The sequence below is a fragment of the Glycomyces sp. NPDC049804 genome (assembly GCF_040674615.1).
GTDB classification, from domain to species: Bacteria; Actinomycetota; Actinomycetes; order Mycobacteriales; family Micromonosporaceae; genus Glycomyces; species Glycomyces niveus.
On record NZ_JBFAMQ010000003.1, the window covers coordinates 410495 to 429835 of the forward strand.

14 protein-coding genes and 1 pseudogene are annotated in these 19341 nt (G+C 70.6%); 5 read left to right on the forward strand and 10 right to left on the reverse strand.

The features are described 5' to 3' along the window. Together fxsT and AB0K52_RS06660 are read right to left on the reverse strand one after the other, a co-directional pair. A partial coding sequence (fxsT, locus tag AB0K52_RS06655; protein WP_363527087.1) for an FxSxx-COOH system tetratricopeptide repeat protein occupies positions 1–2266 on the reverse strand: 2266 nt, incomplete at its 3' end. A gap of 64 nt (positions 2267–2330) precedes the next feature. After that, positions 2331–2711: a hypothetical protein gene (locus AB0K52_RS06660; protein ID WP_363527090.1), complete on the reverse strand. Its 381-nt coding sequence runs from the start codon at positions 2709–2711 to the stop codon at positions 2331–2333. A gap of 805 nt (positions 2712–3516) precedes the next feature. Between AB0K52_RS06660 and AB0K52_RS06665 the strand changes: the two genes are divergently transcribed. Continuing rightward, on the forward strand, positions 3517–4425 hold the full coding sequence (locus AB0K52_RS06665) for a hypothetical protein (RefSeq protein WP_363527093.1): 909 nt from the start codon (positions 3517–3519) through the stop codon (positions 4423–4425). On the opposite strand, the gene AB0K52_RS06670 is transcribed toward AB0K52_RS06665, so the two are convergent. The 5 genes from AB0K52_RS06670 to AB0K52_RS06690 all read right to left on the reverse strand — a co-directional run bounded on the left by AB0K52_RS06670 (position 4379) and on the right by AB0K52_RS06690 (position 11553). Next, the gene (locus tag AB0K52_RS06670; protein WP_363527096.1) at positions 4379–5134 is read right to left on the reverse strand and encodes a helix-turn-helix transcriptional regulator; all 756 of its coding nucleotides are present in this window, start codon (positions 5132–5134) and stop codon (positions 4379–4381) included. The two genes, AB0K52_RS06665 and AB0K52_RS06670, sit on opposite strands and share 47 nt — an antisense overlap. Positions 5135–5187: 53 nt before the next feature. Continuing rightward, the gene (locus AB0K52_RS06675; RefSeq protein WP_363527099.1) at positions 5188–6084 is read right to left on the reverse strand and encodes an alpha/beta hydrolase; all 897 of its coding nucleotides are present in this window, start codon (positions 6082–6084) and stop codon (positions 5188–5190) included. A 164-nt stretch (positions 6085–6248) separates the two neighbouring features. Beyond that, the gene (locus tag AB0K52_RS06680; protein ID WP_363527102.1) at positions 6249–8000 is read right to left on the reverse strand and encodes an ABC transporter ATP-binding protein; all 1752 of its coding nucleotides are present in this window, start codon (positions 7998–8000) and stop codon (positions 6249–6251) included. Continuing rightward, a complete protein-coding gene (locus AB0K52_RS06685) occupies positions 7997–9655 on the reverse strand; it encodes an ABC transporter ATP-binding protein (RefSeq protein ID WP_363527105.1) in 1659 nt (552 codons plus the stop codon). The genes AB0K52_RS06680 and AB0K52_RS06685 overlap by 4 nt, the downstream gene beginning before the upstream one ends. 131 nt (positions 9656–9786) lie before the next feature. Then, entirely contained in the window at positions 9787–11553 is a 1767-nt protein-coding gene (locus AB0K52_RS06690) for a thioredoxin domain-containing protein (protein WP_363527108.1), read from the reverse strand. 267 nt (positions 11554–11820) lie between these two features. Here AB0K52_RS06690 and AB0K52_RS06695 point away from each other — a divergent pair. Further along, positions 11821–12294 (forward strand): annotated as a pseudogene (locus AB0K52_RS06695) (DUF998 domain-containing protein); the annotation flags it as partial. Positions 12295–12369: 75 nt separating this feature from the next. Here the strand turns inward: AB0K52_RS06695 and AB0K52_RS06700 are convergent. From AB0K52_RS06700 to AB0K52_RS06710, 3 genes are all read right to left on the reverse strand, one after another. After that, entirely contained in the window at positions 12370–13041 is a 672-nt protein-coding gene (locus tag AB0K52_RS06700) for a lytic transglycosylase domain-containing protein (protein WP_363527111.1), read from the reverse strand. A 56-nt stretch (positions 13042–13097) separates the two neighbouring features. After that, positions 13098–13781 carry a lytic transglycosylase domain-containing protein gene (locus tag AB0K52_RS06705; RefSeq protein ID WP_363527114.1) on the reverse strand — a complete coding sequence of 228 codons (684 nt, stop codon included), beginning with the start codon at positions 13779–13781 and terminating at the stop codon, positions 13098–13100. Positions 13782–13850: 69 nt separating this feature from the next. Continuing rightward, the gene (locus AB0K52_RS06710) at positions 13851–15134 is read right to left on the reverse strand and encodes a PhoH family protein (RefSeq protein WP_363527117.1); all 1284 of its coding nucleotides are present in this window, start codon (positions 15132–15134) and stop codon (positions 13851–13853) included. A 203-nt stretch (positions 15135–15337) separates the two neighbouring features. Here AB0K52_RS06710 and AB0K52_RS06715 point away from each other — a divergent pair, with 203 nt between their 5' ends. From AB0K52_RS06715 to AB0K52_RS06725, 3 genes are read left to right on the forward strand one after another with little or no spacing between them, the layout of a single operon-like run. After that, positions 15338–15604 carry a hypothetical protein gene (locus AB0K52_RS06715; protein WP_208496661.1) on the forward strand — a complete coding sequence of 89 codons (267 nt, stop codon included), beginning with the start codon at positions 15338–15340 and terminating at the stop codon, positions 15602–15604. Between the two features lie 13 nt (positions 15605–15617). After that, positions 15618–16391, forward strand: a complete 774-nt coding sequence (locus AB0K52_RS06720; protein ID WP_363527120.1) for a hypothetical protein — start codon at positions 15618–15620, stop codon at positions 16389–16391. 2 nt (positions 16392–16393) lie between these two features. Beyond that, positions 16394–19312 carry an FtsK/SpoIIIE domain-containing protein gene (locus tag AB0K52_RS06725; protein ID WP_363527122.1) on the forward strand — a complete coding sequence of 973 codons (2919 nt, stop codon included), beginning with the start codon at positions 16394–16396 and terminating at the stop codon, positions 19310–19312. Positions 19313–19341 lie beyond the last annotated feature (29 nt).

A 19341-nucleotide genomic window follows, 5' to 3' on the forward strand; every position in this document is an offset into this window, starting at 1 on the left:
GCGCGAGGTTGTGGCGGGTTAGGAATGCATCCGGGTGATCTCGGCCGAAAATACGCTGCTGGTCAACCAAGATGGCCCTGATCTCGGAGATGGCGCCGGGCGCGTCGCCATTCTCGCTGTGCAATGCTGCGAGGCACCGGCAGGTCTTCAGGGTATCGGGATGGTCGGGGCCGAGGATGCGCTGCTGGTCAGCTAGGACAGCCTCGATCTCAGTTTTCTCTACGGATGTATCCCCAGACTTTCCGCGCAGGTGCGCGAGGTCGTGGCGAGTATCGAGAGCGTTGGGGTGGTCGGGGCCGAGGACACGCTGCAGATCGGCCAGGACGGCTTCGAGCTCGGTGATAGCGCTTGGAATGTTCCCAGCCTCCCCGCGCAGATTCGCGAGCTTGCGTCGAGTGCTGAGGGTATTGGAGTGGTCGGGGCCGAGGACACGCTGCAGATCGGCTAGAACATCCTCGATCTCGGCGATCGCGCCCAGTACATCCCCAGTCTTTCCGCGTTGGTCCGCAAGACAGCGACGGGAATGGAGGGTGCTGGGGTGGTCAGGGCCGAGGATGACCTGGCGAGCGTCCGTGACCCTTGTAAGAATGTCGATCGCAGTGGAGATGTCCCCGGTGCTCGCCGTCCAGTACCCCAAGTTGTGCAGTGCCTCGAGAGTGTCGGTGTGCTCGGGACCGAAAATCCTAATGTAGTCGTCAACCAGATCTGCGAAACCCTGAGCAGCCGCAAGTGCATCCCCAACGATGCCAGTAACATTCAGGTACTCACGGCGAGCAACGAGAGTGTCATGATGGTCAGGGCCGAGGAGGTCGATACAGTCGCGGGCGAGCGACTGTTGATACTGCAATGATGCGGTTTCTGGGTCACGTTTCCGGAAGCTCGGGGCGGTTTTGAATAGGACCGGATGTGCAGCATCAGATATCAGTGCGGATTTAGCGTGATCGAACAGCGCTAGTACGTTGGCCTGCAGAATTGGACCGGTAATGTAATCGGTATCGGGCCATATTTCAACGAGCGCATCGGCGGCAATTCGAGCGGCACTGTTGATCTGGTCACTGGTCAGCTGGTCGCGGATGGCGTGTTGGGCAAGTGCGTGGAGGCGAACTTGGCCTCGGTCGGAGTCGAGTAGATTGAGCCCGTGTAGCTGCTTTAGAAGGGATTCGATTCCGAAAGCGGTTACGGGCTCAGATGCCTGCGTATCGAGCCAGCTCTGAATCGCTTGACATGTGAAGAGATCGGTTGGTATGGCATTGGGATCAAGCACGCTTGCCAGCTGCAGGAGCGGTGCTGCCGCACCTATAGGTTGATAGGTGTTCGCTAGTTCAATCGAGATCGACCAGGTTGTAACAATACTGCGGTTGTAGTCGTCGGTAGAAGTGTCCGGACTGGGAAGGAGGTCGGCAAGCCGGTTCTGTCGATCGGCCAGTGCAAGGCGATAGTCCTCGCAGGACATAAGGTGGTAGCCGCTGCTACCGTCGCCGTGACTGCGAAGGATACCCGCGTGATGACTTTCGATGTAAGCCGCGGCTTGGGCAAGTGCGAGCGGCAGGTACCCCAAGTCCTCCGCGAGCGCGCCTGCTCCGATTAGCCGCTCTGGTACCCCGTCAAGCCGCTGAGCGAGAAAGGCATCTGCCTCATCGGCGCTGAAGCTATCAATGATGAGATGCTGGTTGACCGAGACCTGGAGGTCGCGGCGTCGGGTCGTGACTACGGTGGCACCGCGTTTGGACTCGGGCGGCCATAGACCTTGCAGGTCGCTGGCTTTAGCAAGATCGTCGAATACGATCAGCCATCGCAGTTTTGTCGAAGGCTTGGCTAGCCAGGCGAGGAACTGACGAGCGCCCTGCTCGGGATCACGGGCTTCCATGCCTGTGACATCGGCATGAGCCTGAGCAAATGCGCTGAGAATCGACTCGCGGGTATCGGCTGTCACCCAAACCAGCAGATCGACCTTGCGCGATCGCCAAAGACGGTTCGCGAGCGCCACCGCCATCTGAGTCTTGCCCACCCCGCCCATGCCGGAGAGAACATACCGTGGCTGCGAGCGTCTGGCGCCGGGCTTTGGCAGCATTGCAGCCAGCTCGTGATCGATGGCCCGGTCGAGTCGCGCGGTAACCATAGTTGGCACTATTCCGACCATATGCGGAAACGTTGCCTTAGGTCGCCGTTGTGGGACACGCTGCTCGAACAAGTTGTATTGCCGACCGTGGTCACCATGCATCAGCCCCTGTGCGGAGCGATTGTCGAAGTGGCCAAGCACGGCCATGTCAGAACTGTGAAGGGGTTCGAAGGCGTCAGAAGCTGACAAAGATGACTCCGGGGCGAGGCGGTCAGTGGAAATGGTTGGTCTGGCTGGTGTGGTCGCCGATTACTACACCCTTTGCGCCGCGATTGTCCACCATATACTTCCCAGCTGGCTCCTCCAGCTGCGCCAGCAACTCTCTGGCCTTGTCGAGGATTTCCTGATCAGCCTCGGCACCCGAATCAATCAGAGCGGGGACGAGTGCGGCGCGTAGTGTGGCAGGCTCGGTGTGGTCAGCGTCGACTACGGCGACTGCATCAGAGCGAGTGCCGAGTTTCGCCCTGAGCAAAGTCTTCAGGCCGCGATAGGTATCAGTGATCATCATGGACACCGTTTCCTTGGCCCCCAAACCAGCTCCTGTGGCGGCGCCTGCCGCTAGAGCGGTGAGGATCAACTCGACCCCAGTCATAGCATGTACCCCTTCACCTGGCGAGAACTGCTCACTACGGTATCAGTGGGTTGGTTGCGGGACAGGACGCGTCGATGCGGAGCCGAACTTCGCGCGCTGGATGGTATTCGGGGCCATATCAACCGAGGCCTTGCCGGCCTTGGACGGTTGGGTGGTTCGGCATCTCCAGGACCATCGAGTGGTATCCGCCATATGCAGGTGCGGCTCGCTGTGGCCGGGCTGGTTGTCGGTGGGCTTCAGTACTGGCGTGATGAGGGCCGTGGGAGTGAATATGATAGCTGGCCTGCTGCTCCATACCTGAACCGGCGAAAGCAACCAGGGCTGAGACACCCTCTCAGCCCTGTTGCTTTCGCCGGTATGCGGTTCCGAGAGCTAGCGAACCATGGGACCAGCGGAGTTCGTACTTGCTTCTCTCACGAGGCGTTTGATGCTCGAGACGCTGACGCCATAGCGGTTTGCGAGTGTCTTCTGGAGTTCTCCTGCCTGGTACTCGTTCACGACGGCGACGCGGTCCGCGCTGGTGAGGCGGCGGTCGAGGGCCCAAGGTTTGCCGTTTGATGACCGGGGTTTGTGCTGGTCGGGTGCTGGGCGGGGGTCAGGATTCGTGACCGGGTGGGTAAATAGGTCGGGGAGCTGGTTTGCGTGGGTGTTGAGCTGGGGTGATGGGTTCAAGTAGGCCGTTGCAAGCTCCACAGATCAGAAGGCCGCAGGCTTCACCTGCGGCCTTTCTGTTTGCCCGGGAACGGTCGCCGGGAGGTCCGTTCTGTTCAAGACCCGGAGGCCGCCGCGGGCTTAGCGTGGGGGCATGGGACGAATCACCGAGAACATGACCGAACGGGCGGCGGAGTTCATCTGGCTGACCGGGAGCGTGCTCGACCAGCGTCGGCTGGAACGCCGGCTCGGCAGCGGCAGCCGGGGCGCGATCGTGGCCGCGCTCGCGGCGCACCGCACGGCTGACGGCGGGTTCGCGTTCGCGCTCGAGCCCGACGTGAAAGGGCCTGCGCCGCAGCCGCTCGCGGCGATGACGGCACTCGAAGTGCTCGACGACGCCGACGCTCTCGACCAGGAGACGGGCGGGCCGATCTGCGACTGGCTGCAGCGCCATACCGCGCCCGACGGAGGCGTGCCGGACCTGCTGCCGAGCGTCACCGCGTACCCGCGTCCGCCGTGGGTCGAGGCGCCGCCGCAGGACCGGGGCGGGCTGCTCACCACGGCCCGCAGCACCGGGCTGCTGCTCGAGCACGGTATCGACCATCCGTGGGTGGAGGGCGCGACCGCGTTCTGCCGCAACCGGATCAGCGAGCTCGAAGCCTCGCATCCGTACGAGGTCTTCAGCGTCGTCCGCTTCCTCGACCACGCCCCCGACCGGGCCTGGGCCGAGGGAGAGGCGAAGCGGATCGGGGCGCTCGTGCGCGACGGCGGGCTCGTGCTGCTCGACCCGGCGAACCCTGAAGGCATCCCGACGCCGCCCGGGTACGCCGAGGAGGAGTACACGCACCCGTGCGAATTCGCCTCCGACCCGCAGAGCCTTGCGGCCCAATGGTTCTCCGCAGAGGAGCTGACCGCGTCGCTCGACCGTCTCGCGGGGGAGCAGCGGGAGGACGGCGGCTGGCCGATCTACTACCGGCGGTGGAGCCCGGCGATCGAGCAGCAGGCCCGGCCCGGGTTCACGCTCGCGGCGCTGCGGACGCTCGCGGCCTGGGATCAGGCCTGAGCGAGCGCGGGGTCGCGCCCGACCAGCGCCGCACCTGGCGGCTCAGGTGCGCCTGGTCGGCGTAGCCCTGCTCAGCCGCGATGCGGCCCCAGCCAGGGGCCTCGTCGGCGGCGGCGAGGGCGCGGCGGAAGCGGAGGATCTGCTCGAGGGTCTTGGGACCGTACCCGGTCGCCGCCCGGACGCGGCGGCGCAGGTGGCGTTCGGAGTAGCCGAGTTCCCAGGCGAGGCTGCCGATCGCGGGCGGGCGGGGCCGGTCGAGGGCGTCGGCGACGGCGACGGCGACCTCGTCGGGTGCGTTGGCGCGGCACCGGTCGCCGAGCGCCGCGGTGAGGGCCGCGCCGATGCGCCACGGGTCGCGTTCGGCGGCGATCGACGCCGAGAGTGGCAGGGCCGCTTCGCCCCACAGGTCGCGCAGCCCGGGTTGGGCGTCGGCGACCTCCGTGGCGGGCAGGTCGCCGAGGAGGGGGCGGGCGGCGCCGGGGCGGAGGCGGACGCCGACGATCAGTTCGCCGGGGTCGAGCGGGACGTCGCGGTGGCCGGTGTCGGGGCCGGCGACCTCGAGTCGGCCGCGCCGCCACAGCAGGTCGGTGCAGCCGTCGGGCACGACCCGCGCGAGTTCGGCCGCGCCGGGGGCGCGCCGGACCCACACGCAGGGCGACCACGAACGCAGCGCCCCCTGCGGTGCGCGCTCTTCGTAACCCGCTGCCACGGTTCCACGGTAGCGCCGGGGTGCGACATCGGAGGCGCTGCCGACCTGGACTGTCAAACCGTGGCGGGGACGCGGCGCAGGTCCTCGACGACCGTGGCGTACGGGAGGTCGCCCAGCGGCTCGCGGTCGAAGAAGCGGACCATGAGGTCCACGAGCTGGGCCGGGCGTTCGAGGTGGATGAGGTGGTCGGCGCGGGCGAGTTCCACGTACCAGCTCTCGGGGCAGGTGAACGCGAGCTCGCGGCACAGCTCGGGCGGGGTGAGCGTGTCGTGCTCGCCGGTGGTGAACAGCGTCGGCACGGCGGGCGGGACCGACGGGTCGATGAGGTCGCGCGAGAGCAGGCGGTTGGTGTTGGCGATGAACTTCGCGAGGTCGGCGTCGTCGGCGGCGCCGAAGCGCATCGCGAGGATGCGGCGGACCACGGACTTCGCGGCGATGTCCGGGTGCGGGCTCATGAGGGCGTCGACGGCGGCCGGGCCGAACTGCTCGCGCGGACCTCGTTCCGCGAGGGCCACAGCGGCGCGCATCATCGGCCGCGACTCGAACGGGATGCCGCCCATGGTCCCGGCCAAGACCATGCGGCCGATCCGCTCGGGGTGGGTCTGCGCGAGCCGGTACCCCACCGAGGAGCCGTAGGAGCCCGCGAACAGGTTCACGCGCTCGATGCGCAGGTCGTCGAGGAGGCGCACCATCGCCTCGGCCGGAATGTCCGGGCCGAGATAGGGCGGCAGGAGGTCGGCGCCGCCCCAGCCGGGCAGGTCCGGGCAGATCACGTCGGCGTGCTCGAGCAGGCCCTGCTCGACCCGGCCCCAGTCCTCCTTGCGGTGCAGCGCACCGCCGATGAGCACGACGGGCGCGAGGCGCGGCGAGTCGGAGTAGGTGCGCCGCGACCAGTACGTGTAGCCCGCGAGGCGGTGCTTGTAGACCTGGGGCGTGGCGTTGCGCGGCATGAAGGCTCCCGTCCGAGATGCGCGGCGGCATCGGGGCCGCCGCAGGTACGGGAGATCACCCTAGTATCCGAAATGCGAATTTCTGGTATTTTGCAACCGAATGGTGCGCATGTCAGTCTTCCGTGGCGGCACGGCCCGGAGCGGGCGCCCCGGGCCGGCCCGCCTCAGACCGCGACGCCCTTCCACGCGCCCCACAGGCTCGCGTACGCGCCGCCCGCTTCGAGGAGCGCCGCGTGGCTGCCCTCCTCGGCGATGCGGCCGTCGCGCACCACCGCGATCCGGTCGGCCGACTCGGCCGCCTGCAGCTGGTGCGCGATCGCGATCACCGTGCGGCCGTTCAGGGCCGCCGCGAGCGACGCCTCCACGTTCCCCGCGCTGCCCGGGTCGATGCCCGCCGTCGCCTCGTCCAGGATCACCACGTCGGGGTCGGCGAGGATCACGCGCGCCAGCGCGAGCTGCTGCGCCTCGGCGAGGTTGAGCCGGTGGTGCTCGTCGCCGAGCATCGTGTCCAGCCCCTCCGGAAGGTCGGCCGTCCAGCGGGCGTCGACCGTGGCGAGCGCCGACAGCAGCGCCTCGTCGTCCGCTTCGGGCGCGGCGAGGTTCAGGTTCTCGCGCAGCGTCGCGGTGAAGACGTAATGCTCCTGGGTCACCAGGATCACCTTGCGGCGCAACTGCTCCAGCGGGATGTCCGCGACGGGCGCGCCGCCGAGGGTCACCGACCCGGTGCGCGGCCGGTCGATCCCCGCGACGAGCCGCGCGATCGTCGACTTGCCCGCCCCCGAAGGCCCGACCACGACGAGGCGTTCGCCGCGCCGCGGGTGCAGGCTCAGGCCGTGCAGCACGTCCGGGCCGTCGCCGTACCCGAACGTCACCTCGTCGAGCCGCACCTCCGCGCCCTCCGGCGCGGCCTCGCGGACCTCGTCGGGCATGAGGTGCACGCCCTCCACGCGGGCCATCGCGGCCCCGCCCATCTGGAACTCGCTGAGCGACATCATGGACCGGAACACCGGCCCGTCGAGGCGCAGCGTCAGCATCGCCACCGCGACCACCTCGCCCACGGTCACCCAGTCGTTCAGGTACCAGAACGCGCCCACGATCGTGACCACCACGGCCGGGGTCAGGAACGTCAGGTCCGTCGCCGGGAAGAACCAGGTCTGCAGCCGCACGATCCCCTTGAGCCGGTCCATGTGCGTCGCCGCCCGCGCGTACCCGGCCGCGCCGCGCTCCTCCTGCATCCGGTACGCCGCCACCGTTGCGGCCCCGGCGGCGGACGCCGTCGCCGTCTCGGCGATCTCGCTCATCGCGGCCCGCTCGCTCAGGAACACCGGGCTCGCCAGCCGCAGGTACCGGCGACCCGCGAAGAACAGCATCGGCATGCCGACCACGAACAGCAGGCCCAGCAGCGGGTTCACCACGAACGCCGCCACGATGATGACCGTGCCCTCGATGATCGCGACCGCGACCTCGGGCGCGGTCTTGCGCAGCAGCTCCGCCACCGCACCCACATCGCCCGACGTGCGGGTGGCGAGGTCGCCGGTGCCGGCGCGCTCGACCGTGCCCAGCGGCAGCCGCAGCACCCGGTCGATGAACGACTCGCGCAGCCGCGCCGCCGCCCGCTCGCCCAACCGGTACCCCATGCGGCGGCCGGTGCGCATCAGCACCAGCTGCAGCACCACGCACGCGGCGATCACGCCGCACACCAGGTCCACCCGGGTGGCGGTCCAGCCCGTCCCGATCCCGTCGATGACCTCGCCGAGCATCACCGGCAGCGCGGCGCTCGCGCCCGCCGCGAGCACGTACAGCGCGACGACGCCCGCGAACGCGCGCTTGTCCGACAGGACCAGCCGCTTGATCGCCTCGATCATCTCGGCCCGGCCCGCCACCGGCAGGCGGCCGCTCGTCTCATTGGCGCTCATCGGGACTCCTGCCTGGAGGTGAGGGAACGGTACTCGTCTTGCAGCGACAGCTCGGCATGCGAGCCGGTGGCGCGGACCTTGCCGTCCACCATCCACGCCACCTGGTCGGCGCGCGCCAGCCACAGCGGCGAGGCCGTCACGACCGCCGTCGTGCGCCCCGCGCGGGCCGCCGCGACCCGCTCGGCGATGAGCGACTCGGTGTGCGCGTCGACCGCGGAGGTCGGCTCGACGGCGAGGAGGATCTCCGCGTCGGCCGCGAGCGCCCGCGCGAGGCGCAGGCGCTGGCGCTGGCCGCCGGAGAGGTTGCGGCCGGCGTTGTGGATCTCGCCGTCCATGGTCGAGCCGAGGCTGGAGTGGACGTCGCCCGCGCCGGCGGTTTCGATGGCGGCGAGCGCGCGGGCCTCGTCGACGCGCAAGGTGGCGCCGAGGGTCTGCGCGAACAGGTAGTCGTCGCGCAGGAGCAGGATGCGCTCGCGCACCTCGTCGAGCGCGAGGTCGGCGAGTTTCACGCCGCCCCATTCGGCGGAGGATTCGCTGTAGCGGGCCAGGCGTTCCATCGCGGCCTCGGCGGGCTTCGCTTCGGCGCTGACGACCACGGTGAGCCGTCCCGGTTCGATCGCGAGCCCCGACTCGGGGTCGCGCAGCGCCCCGGCGGCGCCCGTGGCGGTGCCGTCGTCGGCGATGTCGCTGCGGGTGTTGAAGAACGCGGTGAGCCGCCGGGAGGCCACCTGCGCGGCGATCACGGACTGGGCCATGCCGATCATCGCGCCCGAGTGCTGGGCGACCAGCGCGGTCATGCCGAACGCCGCGGACAGCTCTCCAATAGTGATCGCGCCGTTCAGCGCCAGGCGCGCGCCGACCCATGTCACCGCTGCGATGAGCGCCAGCGGCAGGCTCGCCCGCAGCCCCTGCACCCACGAGTCGGCGGTCGCGACGCCGTATCCGGCCTCGCGCAGCTCCGCCGAAGCCGACCGGTACCGGTGCGAGAACTGGGCTTCGCCGCCGACGCCGCGCAGCACGCGCAGCCCGCCCACGACGTCGCTCGCCTGCCCGGTGAGCTTCGCGACCGAGGACCGGTACGCGATCTGGTGGTGCTGCAGGCGCGAGAGCACCGGCCCGACAACGAATCCGATGAGCAGCACGCCGATGAGCGTCGTCCACCCGAGCGCGGGGCTCGCCCGCCACAGCAGGACCGCGCCGACGGCCGTCATGACCAGGCCCATCCACCCGAAGCCGAGCTGGAAGATGAACGACCCCGTCTTGTGGGCGTCCTCAGTGGAGAGGTTGACCATCTCGCCGGGGGAGACCGCGCCGCGCACGCCCGTCCCCGCCCGGTTCAAGTGGTCGGTGAGGTTGCGGACCGTGCGCACCCGCGCGTGCGACTCGGCCATGAACAGCGACCGGTACCCGGCCACGAACACCCACGAGGAGGCGATCGCGACGACCGCGAGCGCGACCGACCAGCGCGCCAGCGGCTCGGCCGAGCCCGCCAGCAGCACCTCGTCGATGATCTTCGAAATCGTCCACGGCAGCAGGATCCAGGCCGAACCGGAGACGCTGAGCAGCACGAACCCGAGCGCGACCAGGCCGGTCTGGGCGCGGGCGACGTACCACAGGTACCGCCACGGGTCGGCCGGGATGTCCGCGGGGGACAAGGCAGGGGGGTGCAGTGGGTTGGGCTTCACAACTCACCAACGTAAGCACGGCCCTTGCCGGGCGGCAAGCAGAAATACGACGAAGCGGCGTGTGATTCGCGCCCGCGCGAGACGTAATTTCTTGCAGCCGGTCAGCGCTGCGCCCGCACCAGCGCCTCCGCCGCCGCGTGCAGCCCCGCCGTGAACCGCGGATTCGCGCCCATCACCGGCTCGGCCCGCGCCACCGCCCGCCACGCGTCGTCCTTGTACGTCTCGTCGCCCGTCACCTGGAACGCCTCCAGCATCGCGGCCGCCGCCAGCGCCCACCCCGACGCCGTCGGCCCGTCGTGCACGTCAGCGGGGCGCGTCACCAGCGCCTCCGCGTCAGCGGCCGTGTCGAAGAACCCGCCCTCGAAGTCCGTGAAATGCTCCCGGATCTGCTCGATGAGCCCCTGCGCGCGCGCCGTCCAGTCCCCGCCGAGCCGCAGGAACCCCAGCGCCACCGCCGCGTAGTCCTCCAGAATCCCCGGCGCCGCCGACGCCACCCCGCCCAGCGACGCCCGCGCCAGGCGCCCGTCCGCGCCGATGTGCACCCGCGCCAGCAGCTCCGCGGCCCGCTCCGCCGCCAGCAGCGAATCCCGGTGGCCCGTGCGCGTCGCATACTCGGCGAGCGCCGCGATCGCCAGCCCGTTCCAAGCCGCCACCACCTTGTCGTCCCGGCCCGGCTGCGCCCGCAGCCGCCGCGCCGCCAGCAGCCGGTGCCGCACCGCCTCCCAGCGGGCGCTGTCCTCCGGATCGCGCGGCAGCTCCAGCACGTTCGCGCCGTGCTCGAAGTTCGGGCCGGCCGGATCGACCCCGAACACCGCCGCGGCCCACACCGCATCCGGCCCGAGCACCGCCTCCAGCTCGGCCATCGTCCACACGTACGTCAAGCCCTCGACGCCCTCGGTGTCCGCGTCGAACGCCGCCGCGAACCCGCCCTCCGCCGTCGAGAACCGCTCCAGCACGAACGCCGCCGTCTCGTCCGCGATCCGCGCGAACAGCGCCCCCTCGCCGTACAGCCGCGAATACAGCCACAGCAGCTCCGCGTTGTCGTACAGCATCTTCTCGAAATGCGGCACCGTCCACGACGCGTCCACGCTGTACCGCGCGAACCCGCCCTCCAACTGGTCGTAGATGCCGCCGCGCGCCATCCGCTCCGCCGTCAGCTTCACATGCCCCAGCAGCTCCGCGTCCCCCGTGCGCACGTACGCGTCGCACAGGAACCGCAGCGCCGGCACGCTCGGGAACTTCGGCGCCGCCCCGAACCCGCCGTTCACCCGGTCGGCCGAGGCCATCGTCGCCGCCGCGGCCGCGTCCAGCAGCTCCGTGCGCACCGGCGGCGCCGGCGGGCACGGCCCGTCCAGCGGGCACGCCACCGTCACATCAGCGAACGCCGGACCGCTCCGCGCACTCGCCTCCACGACCGCCGCGCCCTGATGCGCCAGCTCCTCCCGCTGCGTGGTCCACGCCGAGTGCACCGCGTCCAGCAGCCGCAGGAAATGCGCCTTCGGGAAGTACGTGCCCGCGAAGAACGGCGTCCCGTCGGGGAACGCGAACACCGTCATCGGCCACCCGCCCTGACCCGTGATCGCCATCGTCGCCTGCATGTACACCGCGTCCAGGTCCGGCCGCTCCTCGCGGTCGACCTTCACCGCCACGAACCGCGAGTTGATCGCGTCCGCCACCGTCTTGTCCTCGAATGACTCGTGCGCCATCACATGGCACCAGTGGCACGTCGAGTACCCGATCGAGATCAGGACCGGCACATCGCGCTCCGCGGCCTCCGCCAGCGCCGCCGCACTCCACTGGCGCCACGCCACCGGGTTCTCGGCATGCTGACGCAGATACGGGGACAGGGCTCCCGCCAACTCGTTCACCCCCCAAGCCTCGCACACCCCGGCCCCACGCGAGCGGGAGCGGCGAACCGCTCCACCGGACCACCGCGGTAGTGCAGGCCGTACCACCGGCCGGGTGCTGGCGGGGGGAGCGATTCGGGTGCCCGCGTCACTGAATCCGCGGCCCGATTTCGCGAGGCTTTAAGCATGATCATTCATGCGCCCCTTGGCGACAGTGCCACCACTGCGACCACCCTCAAGGGACTGACGACGGCCGGGTTCACCGCGCTCGCCGCCGGGTTCGCCGCGATGGTCGTCCTCCACGCGACCTCCGGCCTCAACCCCGTCGAGGTCGTCATCAGCCTCCACCTCTACACCCCGCTCGGCTGGCTCCTGCCCGTCGCGCTCGTCCTCTTCGGGCTCGGCGCCTGCGCCTTCGCCGCCGTCGCCCGCCGCGTCGCCGCCCCCCGCTGGCTCAGCCCCATGCTCCTGGTCTGGGCAGGCTTCCTCGGCCTCGTCGCCCTCTTCCCCACCGACCCGCCCGGCCTCCCCGAGGTCTCCCTGATCTCGGCGATCCACCGCTACGCGGCGTTCTGCGCCTTCAGCACCATGGCCGTCATGGGCCTCTGCTTCGCCCGCTGGGCGCGCGGGGCCGACTGCCCCGACAAGACCCGCAAGGGCGTCCTCGCCGCCAGCTGGATCGCCGTGGTCGCCCTCGTCGCCTGCTCCGCCCCGTACGTCGCCGAATGGTTCGGCGTGCCGAGGGAGCCCGGCGCGTTCGGCGCGGGCCTGCTCCAGCGCACCACCGTCGGCATGGAACTCGTGGCGCTGGCGTTCGTGGGCGCGTGGCTCAAGGGATCAGTAGAAGCCCTCGGCCTCGGATTTGGCCCAGGCGTCGCAGGGGACGTCGTACCGGCCCTCGATGTAGTCGAGGCCCCAGAGGATCTGCGTGACCGGGTTGGTCTGCCAGTCGTCGCCGAAGGACGCCATCTTGCTGCCGGGGTAGGACTGCGGGATGCCGTAGGCGCCGATCGGGTTCTCGGCCAGTTCGTTCCAGCCGGACTCCTTGTCCCACAGCAGTTCCAGACACGCGAACTGCTCGAGGTCGAACCCGGCCTCCAGAGTGAGCGCGCAGCCGGTGGCCTTGTTCCCGGTGAACTCGTCGCAGCTGGACGGGATCTCGACTGAGGTCGGGTTGTTGTTCGCGGCGGCTTCCTCGGCGGCCTGGTCGGCGTCCTCCTGGGCGTCGTTCAGGCCGTTCGCCTTGTCCGCGGCGTATTCGCCGACGGCTTCGGCCTTGACGGTGACGTCGGCGCCGGCGGTCGCGGCGATGTAGTCGCGGTGGTGGCCGCGCGCTTCCTCATACGCCGCCTCGGCGTCGGCCTGCTGCTCGGCGGCGGCCCGGCCGGGGTGCTCCGCGTCGATCAGGGCGGGGTCGTCGGTGAGGGCGTTGACGGCGATGAGGGCGCCGATCGCGAGCACCACGAGGGCGGCGATGCGGGTCCCGTAGCGGGTCAGCTTCGGGATCATGGGGTGGCTCCAATGGAAACGACCGCCGCCCGGGGGACCGGGCGGCGGTCGGAGTCCTAATACCAGCCGACTTCCTCGGAATGGTTCCAGGCTTCGCAAGGCGTGCCGTAGCGGCCCTCGATATAGCCCAGGCCCCACTTGATCTGGGTGACGGGGTTGGTCTCCCAGTCGGAGCCGGCGGACTCCATCTTCGGTCCGGGCAGGGCCTGCGGGATGCCGTAGGCGCCGATCGAGTTCTCCGCCAAGTGGTTCCAGCCGGACTCGCGGTCCCACAGGGCCACGAGGCAGCCGACCTGCTCGAGGTCGAAGCCCCGTTCGAGCGCCATGGCGCAGCCGGTGGCCTTGTTGCCGGAGTACTCGTCGCAGCTGGACGGGATGTCCACCGAGGTCGGGTTGGTGTTCGCCGCGGCGGCCGCTTCGGCCTCGGCGGCGGCCTGGTCGGCGTCCTCCTGCGCGGAGTCCAGGCCGGCGGCCTTGTCCATCGCGTAGTCGCCGACGGCTTCGGCCTTGACGGTCACGTCCGCGCCGGCGGTCTCGGCGATGTAGTTGACGTGGAGGTAGCGGACCTCTTCATACGCTTCCTCGGCCTCGGCCTGCTGCTCGGCGGCGGCCTGGCTGGGGTGCTGGGCGTCCTCTTCCGAGGGCTTGTCGTTCACGGCGTTCACGACGATGACGGCCCCGAGTGCGAGGACGAGCACGGCGGCGACTTTCGCGCCGTAGCGGGTCAGCAGTGGGATCATGCGCTCTACTCCTGTGTCCCGGGCGTCTGTCCACAGACGCCCGGGACACAGCATGCCAGAGCTGGATCCCTAGCCTTCGAGCAGGTTGGTGACCATTTCCGCGATCTCCGAACGCTCACTGCGCGTAAGCGTCACGTGAGCGAAGAGTGGGTGGCCCTTGAGCACGTCGATCACCGAGGCGACGCCGTCGTGGCGGCCCACTCGCAGGTTGTCGCGTTGCGCGACGTCGTGGGTGAGCACCACTTTGGAACCCTGGCCGATGCGCGAGAGCACGGTCAGGAGCACTCCGCGCTCGAGCGACTGCGCTTCGTCGACGATGACGAACGCGTCGTGCAGGGAGCGGCCGCGGATGTGCGTGAGCGGCAGGACCTCGAGCATCCCGCGTTCCAGCACCTCCGAGATCACCACGTCGTTCGTGACGGCCCCGAGCGTGTCGAACACGGCCTGGCCCCACGGGCTCATCTTCTCGCCCTCGGAGCCGGGCAGGTAGCCGAGCTGCTGGCCGCCGACCGCGTACAGCGGGCGGAACACGATGACCTTCTTGAACAGCTCCCGTTCGAGCACCTGCTCGAGCCCGGCGCACAGCGCCATCGCCGACTTGCCGGTGCCGGCCTTGCCGCCGAGGGAGACGATGCCGATGTCGGGGTCGAGCAGGAGGTCGAGCGCGACCCGCTGCTCGGCGGAGCGGCCGTGGACGCCGAAGGCGTCGCGGCCCCGGATGAGGCGGATCTGCTTGTCCACGGTGACCCGGCCGAGCGCCTTGGAGCTGTTGCCGGTGAGGACGAGCCCGGTGTGGCACGGCAGCTCCACGTCGTGCGGCAGGTCCACGTCGCCGCCGTCGAACAGCTTGTCGATCACCTCGTCGGACACCGCGAGCTCGGCCATGCCGGACCAGGTGGGGTCGGCGGCCTGGCCGTGGCGGTACTCCTCGGTGGGGATGCCGACCGCGGAGGCCTTGACCCGCAGCGGCATGTCCTTGGTGACCAGCACCGCGTCGGCGCCTTCGAGCCCCAGTGCCCGAGTGACGGCGATGATGCGCGAGTCGTTGGTGTCCACGGCGAACCCGGCCGGCAGGCCGGAGGTGTCGACGTGGTTGAGCTCGACGCGGATGGAGCCGCCGTGGTCCCCGACGGGGATCGGCTGGTCGAGGCGCCCGTGCTTGATGCGGAGTTCGTCGAGGCGCCTGAGGCACTCCCGGGCGAACCAGCCCAGTTCGGGGTGGTGGCGTTTGCCCTCCAGTTCGCTTACTACGACGAGCGGAATGACCACGTGGTGTTCGTCGAACCGTGAGAACGCACCAGGGTCTGATAGCAGAACCGAGGTGTCGAGGACGTAAGTGCGTTGCACTGGCACGGTCGCCTCCCGGGTGTCGATGTGTAGGGGGCGGGCCCCCGTTGGTACTCACACTCTAGTTGGGAGGTACGTCACTCCGCCACCGTTAAATGCATCGAAAGCAACACTCGTAGTCACGGCAGCGTCGGAAATCCGACAAAGCAGACACGCCGGGTTATCGCCCGATCACTGCATGTACGCGTTCGATCGGTGAGAATGAGCCTGTGTCCACCGTGAGCGTCGCCGAACTCAAGTCCGCCATCGCCGCTGCGCTCCAGCAGGTGCGCGACGGCCAGGCCGCCATCGCCTCCGCCAGCCAGAACATCGAAGCCGCCCAAGGGAGCCTGACCGCCGTCACCGCCGGCTCCGGCCACGACTCGGTCGCCACCGCCCAGGCCGCGCTCGCGCAGGCGGCCGCCGAGCTCGAGCAGTCGCTGGCCGCCACGTTCGCCGCCGCCGAGCAGGCCGAGGCCTACGCCGCGACCCTCTAGAACGGAGACCCCTGTGGACGTCGCCGCCCTCGCCGGGCGCCTCAAGGCCCTGGCCGCCGACCTCCCGCTGCCCGCCCTCGACACCGCCGACCAGTGCCTCGAAGCCGCCCAGGCGGAACTGAAGGAGGCCTCGCGCGAATCGAACGCCGAGATCGGCCTCCACAAGCTCGGTGCCGCCCGCGAACGCCTCGACGCGGCCCGCGTCCGCCTCGCCGAGGCCGCCGCCGCGATCGACGACTACCTCGAAGGCATCGGCGCCAGCGCCGCCGCGGCCCCCGCAGCAGCCATCCCCAAGGGAGCGGCCGTCAAGCCCCCGCCGGTCGACCCGCGCCAGTGGTGGACCGACCGCGTCAACGAGCTCTGCGACCGCACCGGCGCGGCCGACCCGCAGCAGGTGCCGCCCACGCGGCTCTTCAACGACCTGCTCAAAGCCGCGGGCGACGGCAACGCCGAGGCCTACTGCAAGCGCCTTCGCGACGCCGGGCCCCAGACCGGGGTCAAACTCCCCGGCCTCGCCTGGCCGCTCGTGCGCACCCTCGCGGCCGAGCACTTGGGGCGGACCCCCACCGCCCGCGACGTGCCCGGCCTGCGCGACAAATGCGCCGACAAGGTCCGCTCGCTCGTGCCGAAGGCCGAGCCCGACCACATCGGCGCCGCGCTCGCCTCGGCCTGCACCTTGGGGCGCAAGGGCACTGACGACGACGGCGACGCGGCCCGGACCGCGGCGATGGGCCCGGCGCTGGTCGCGGCCCTGCACCGGTTGAGCAAGAGCGAGCGGAGGGCCTGACCATGAGCAGCTGGCGGCGACGACTGGTGGCGGCGATGGGCGACGAGCTCGGGCGCGCCCGCGGTGAGGCCCGCTTCCTCGCCGAGCGCACCGCGGCCGACGCCGAGACCGAGCGGTCCGGGTCCGAGCGCGCGATCGCCGACGCGACCCGCAAGCAGGCGCAGCTCAAAGGCATCCACGAGCGCATGCTCGCCACACTCGAAGCCCGCAAAGCCGCGGCGGTGCAAGGCAGCCATGAAGCGGCCATGGCAGCGGCCGCACAGGCGGCGCCCGCCGCCGCCGGATCACTGTGGACGGTATGGCGGCCCGAATCGGGGCTCGGTCGCGGGGCCGCGCCGATGCTGCGCATCGGGCGCATCGCCGACAGCGCATCGACATTCGAGCCGCAAGCCGGCAGCGCATCGGCCTTCGGGCCGGAGGTCGACAGCGCATCGCCGCTCGAACCGGGGCTTTCGGGGCCCTCCCTCCCCCCTCCCCACCCACCCGCCACCGCCACCGCCTTGCCGGCCGCACTCTCGACCGGGCGCGCTCCGGTCGAGAGTGGCGATGCCCCCGGTGCCTCCGCGATGTTTCGGATCCGTTCCGGTGCAGCGGGTGCATCCGCCGGCAACGCAAGTGTGGCAGGGGGGTACGACAATTCAGCACCCTCGGTGACCACAGTCTCACTGCCCGCACTTGTGCCGTTGCTCGATCGAGCGCACCTGCGCATCGACACCGATGCGGCCCAGGCACTTCCCGGACTGCTGCTGCGGGCCGTCGGGTCCGCGCCGGCCGGGCTGGTGCGGCTGCATGTGTACGACCCCGAGCATCTCGGCGGATCGCTCTCGGCGTTCGCCGCGCTCGGCAAGGCCGGGCTGCTCTCGTTCATCGGCCCCTCGGGCCTGCGCGAGACCCTGGACTCGCTCGTCGAGACCGTGCGGCGCGTCAACGCCGACGTGCTCGCGGGCGAGCACGCCTCGCTCGCCGAGCTCGCCGCCGCCACCGGGCGGCGGCCCGAGCCGTGGCGGGTGCTCGTGCTCCTCAACGCCGACCTCGCCGCCTGGCCCGCCCACGACCAGGCCCAGCTCGCGCGGCTGCGCCGCACCGGCGTCGCCGCCGGCGTACACCTCGTCGTCGTCGGCGACGACACCGCCGGACCCGCCGACCTGCCCCGCCTCACCAGGACCGCCTACACCGGACTCCCCGGCGCCGCCCTCGAACTCGACCCGCCGCCGCCCCTGAGCACCGTCACCGGCGCCGCCAAAGCCGTCGCCGAGAAGCACAGCGCCGGAAGGGAACCCGCCCGCCTCGTCGACCTCCTCCCGCAGCGGCTCTGGGCCGCCTCCTCCGCCACCGGCCTCTTCGCGGCCATCGGCGAGACCGCCGCCGGCGACGTGGCCCGCCTCGCGCTCGGCGACAACCCGCCCCACGCGCTCGTCGGCGGCCCTTCAGGGTCGGGCAAGACGAACCTCCTGTACGCGTGGATCGCGGGCCTCGCCTCCAACTACAGCCCCGACGAACTGGCGCTCTACCTCCTCGACTTCAAGGAGGGGGTCTCGTTCGCGCGCTTCGCCTCCGGCCGCCGCGACCCCACCTGGCTCCCGCATGTGCGCCTCGTCGGCGTCAACATCAACGACGACCGCGAGTTCGGCCTCGCCCTCCTGCGCCACCTCAAAGAGGAGCTGCGCCGCCGCGCCGAGGCCGCCAAAGCCCACGAGGCCACCAAGCTCGAAGAGCTCCGCGCCGCCGACCCCGAAGGCCACTGGCCCCGCATCGTCGCCATCGTGGACGAGTTCCAGGTGCTCCTCGAAGCCCGCGACGCCGTCACCGACGAAGCCGTGCAGCTCCTCGACGACCTCGCCCGCCGCGGCCGCAGCCAAGGCATCCACCTCGTGCTCGCCTCGCAGGACATCGCCGGCATCGAGGCCCTCTGGGGCCGCCCCAGCCTCGTCGCCCAGTTCACCCTGCGCATCGCCCTCCCCAAGGCCCGCAGGGTCCTCGCCGAGAACAACCACGCCGCCGACACCGTCGCCCGCTTCCACGCCGTCGTCAACGACGAGTCCGGCCACACCAACGCCAACAAGGTCGTCGCCGTCCCCAACGCCGGGCACGCCGACGCCTGGGAACCGCTCCAGAAGCGCCTCTGGGAGGCCCGCCCCAACGGCAACGAACCGCCCGCGCTCTTCGACGGCGACCACGTCCCCGCGCTCACCGCGACCTCGCCGCCGCCCGAGACCGCGCTCCTCGGCCAGACCATCGACGTCGCCGCCCGCGGCGCCGAACTCGCGCTCCACCGCGCGCCCGGCCGCAACCTCGCCATCCTCGGCACCAGGGCGACCGAAGCCGCCGACATCCTCGCCGCCGCCGCGCTCACCGCCGCGCAGGGCGCGAAACGGCGGGGCCAGCGCATCGGCGTCGACCTGTGCTGCCTCGAACCGGACGCCGCGCCGTCCGCGCTCGCGCTCGCCGCCGCCCTCGAAACCGAAGGCGCCGAAGTCGACTGGCACGACGGTCTCGACGAGGTCTGCAAGGCATGGGACCGCCGCTGCGACGGCGCCCTGCGCCTCAACCTCGTCTACGCCGTCGACGCCGGGTCCGCGCGCCTCGACACCGCCGGCACGGCCGCCTTGCGCGCCATGCTCATCGACGGCCCCGAACGCCACCTGCACACGCTCGGCTGGTGGCGGTCGGTGCCGCGCCTGCGCGAAGACCTCGGCGGGTTCTCCGCCCGCTTCGACGCCGTCGACGCCTGGCTCGCCCTCGACGTCCAGGGCCCCGAGCTCGCGCCGCTCTCGCCCGCGAGCGGCGGCCCGGCCTGGTACCCGCGCGAGCGGCGCGGCCTCTACTTCGACCGAGCCCGCCACCGCGCCCCGCAGGTCGTCATCCCCTACCAGACGACCGCGCTGCTGCCGCGGCCCGAGGCGATCCTCGACCTGCCGTAGCCCGACCGCCCGCAGAAAGAGGTGCCACA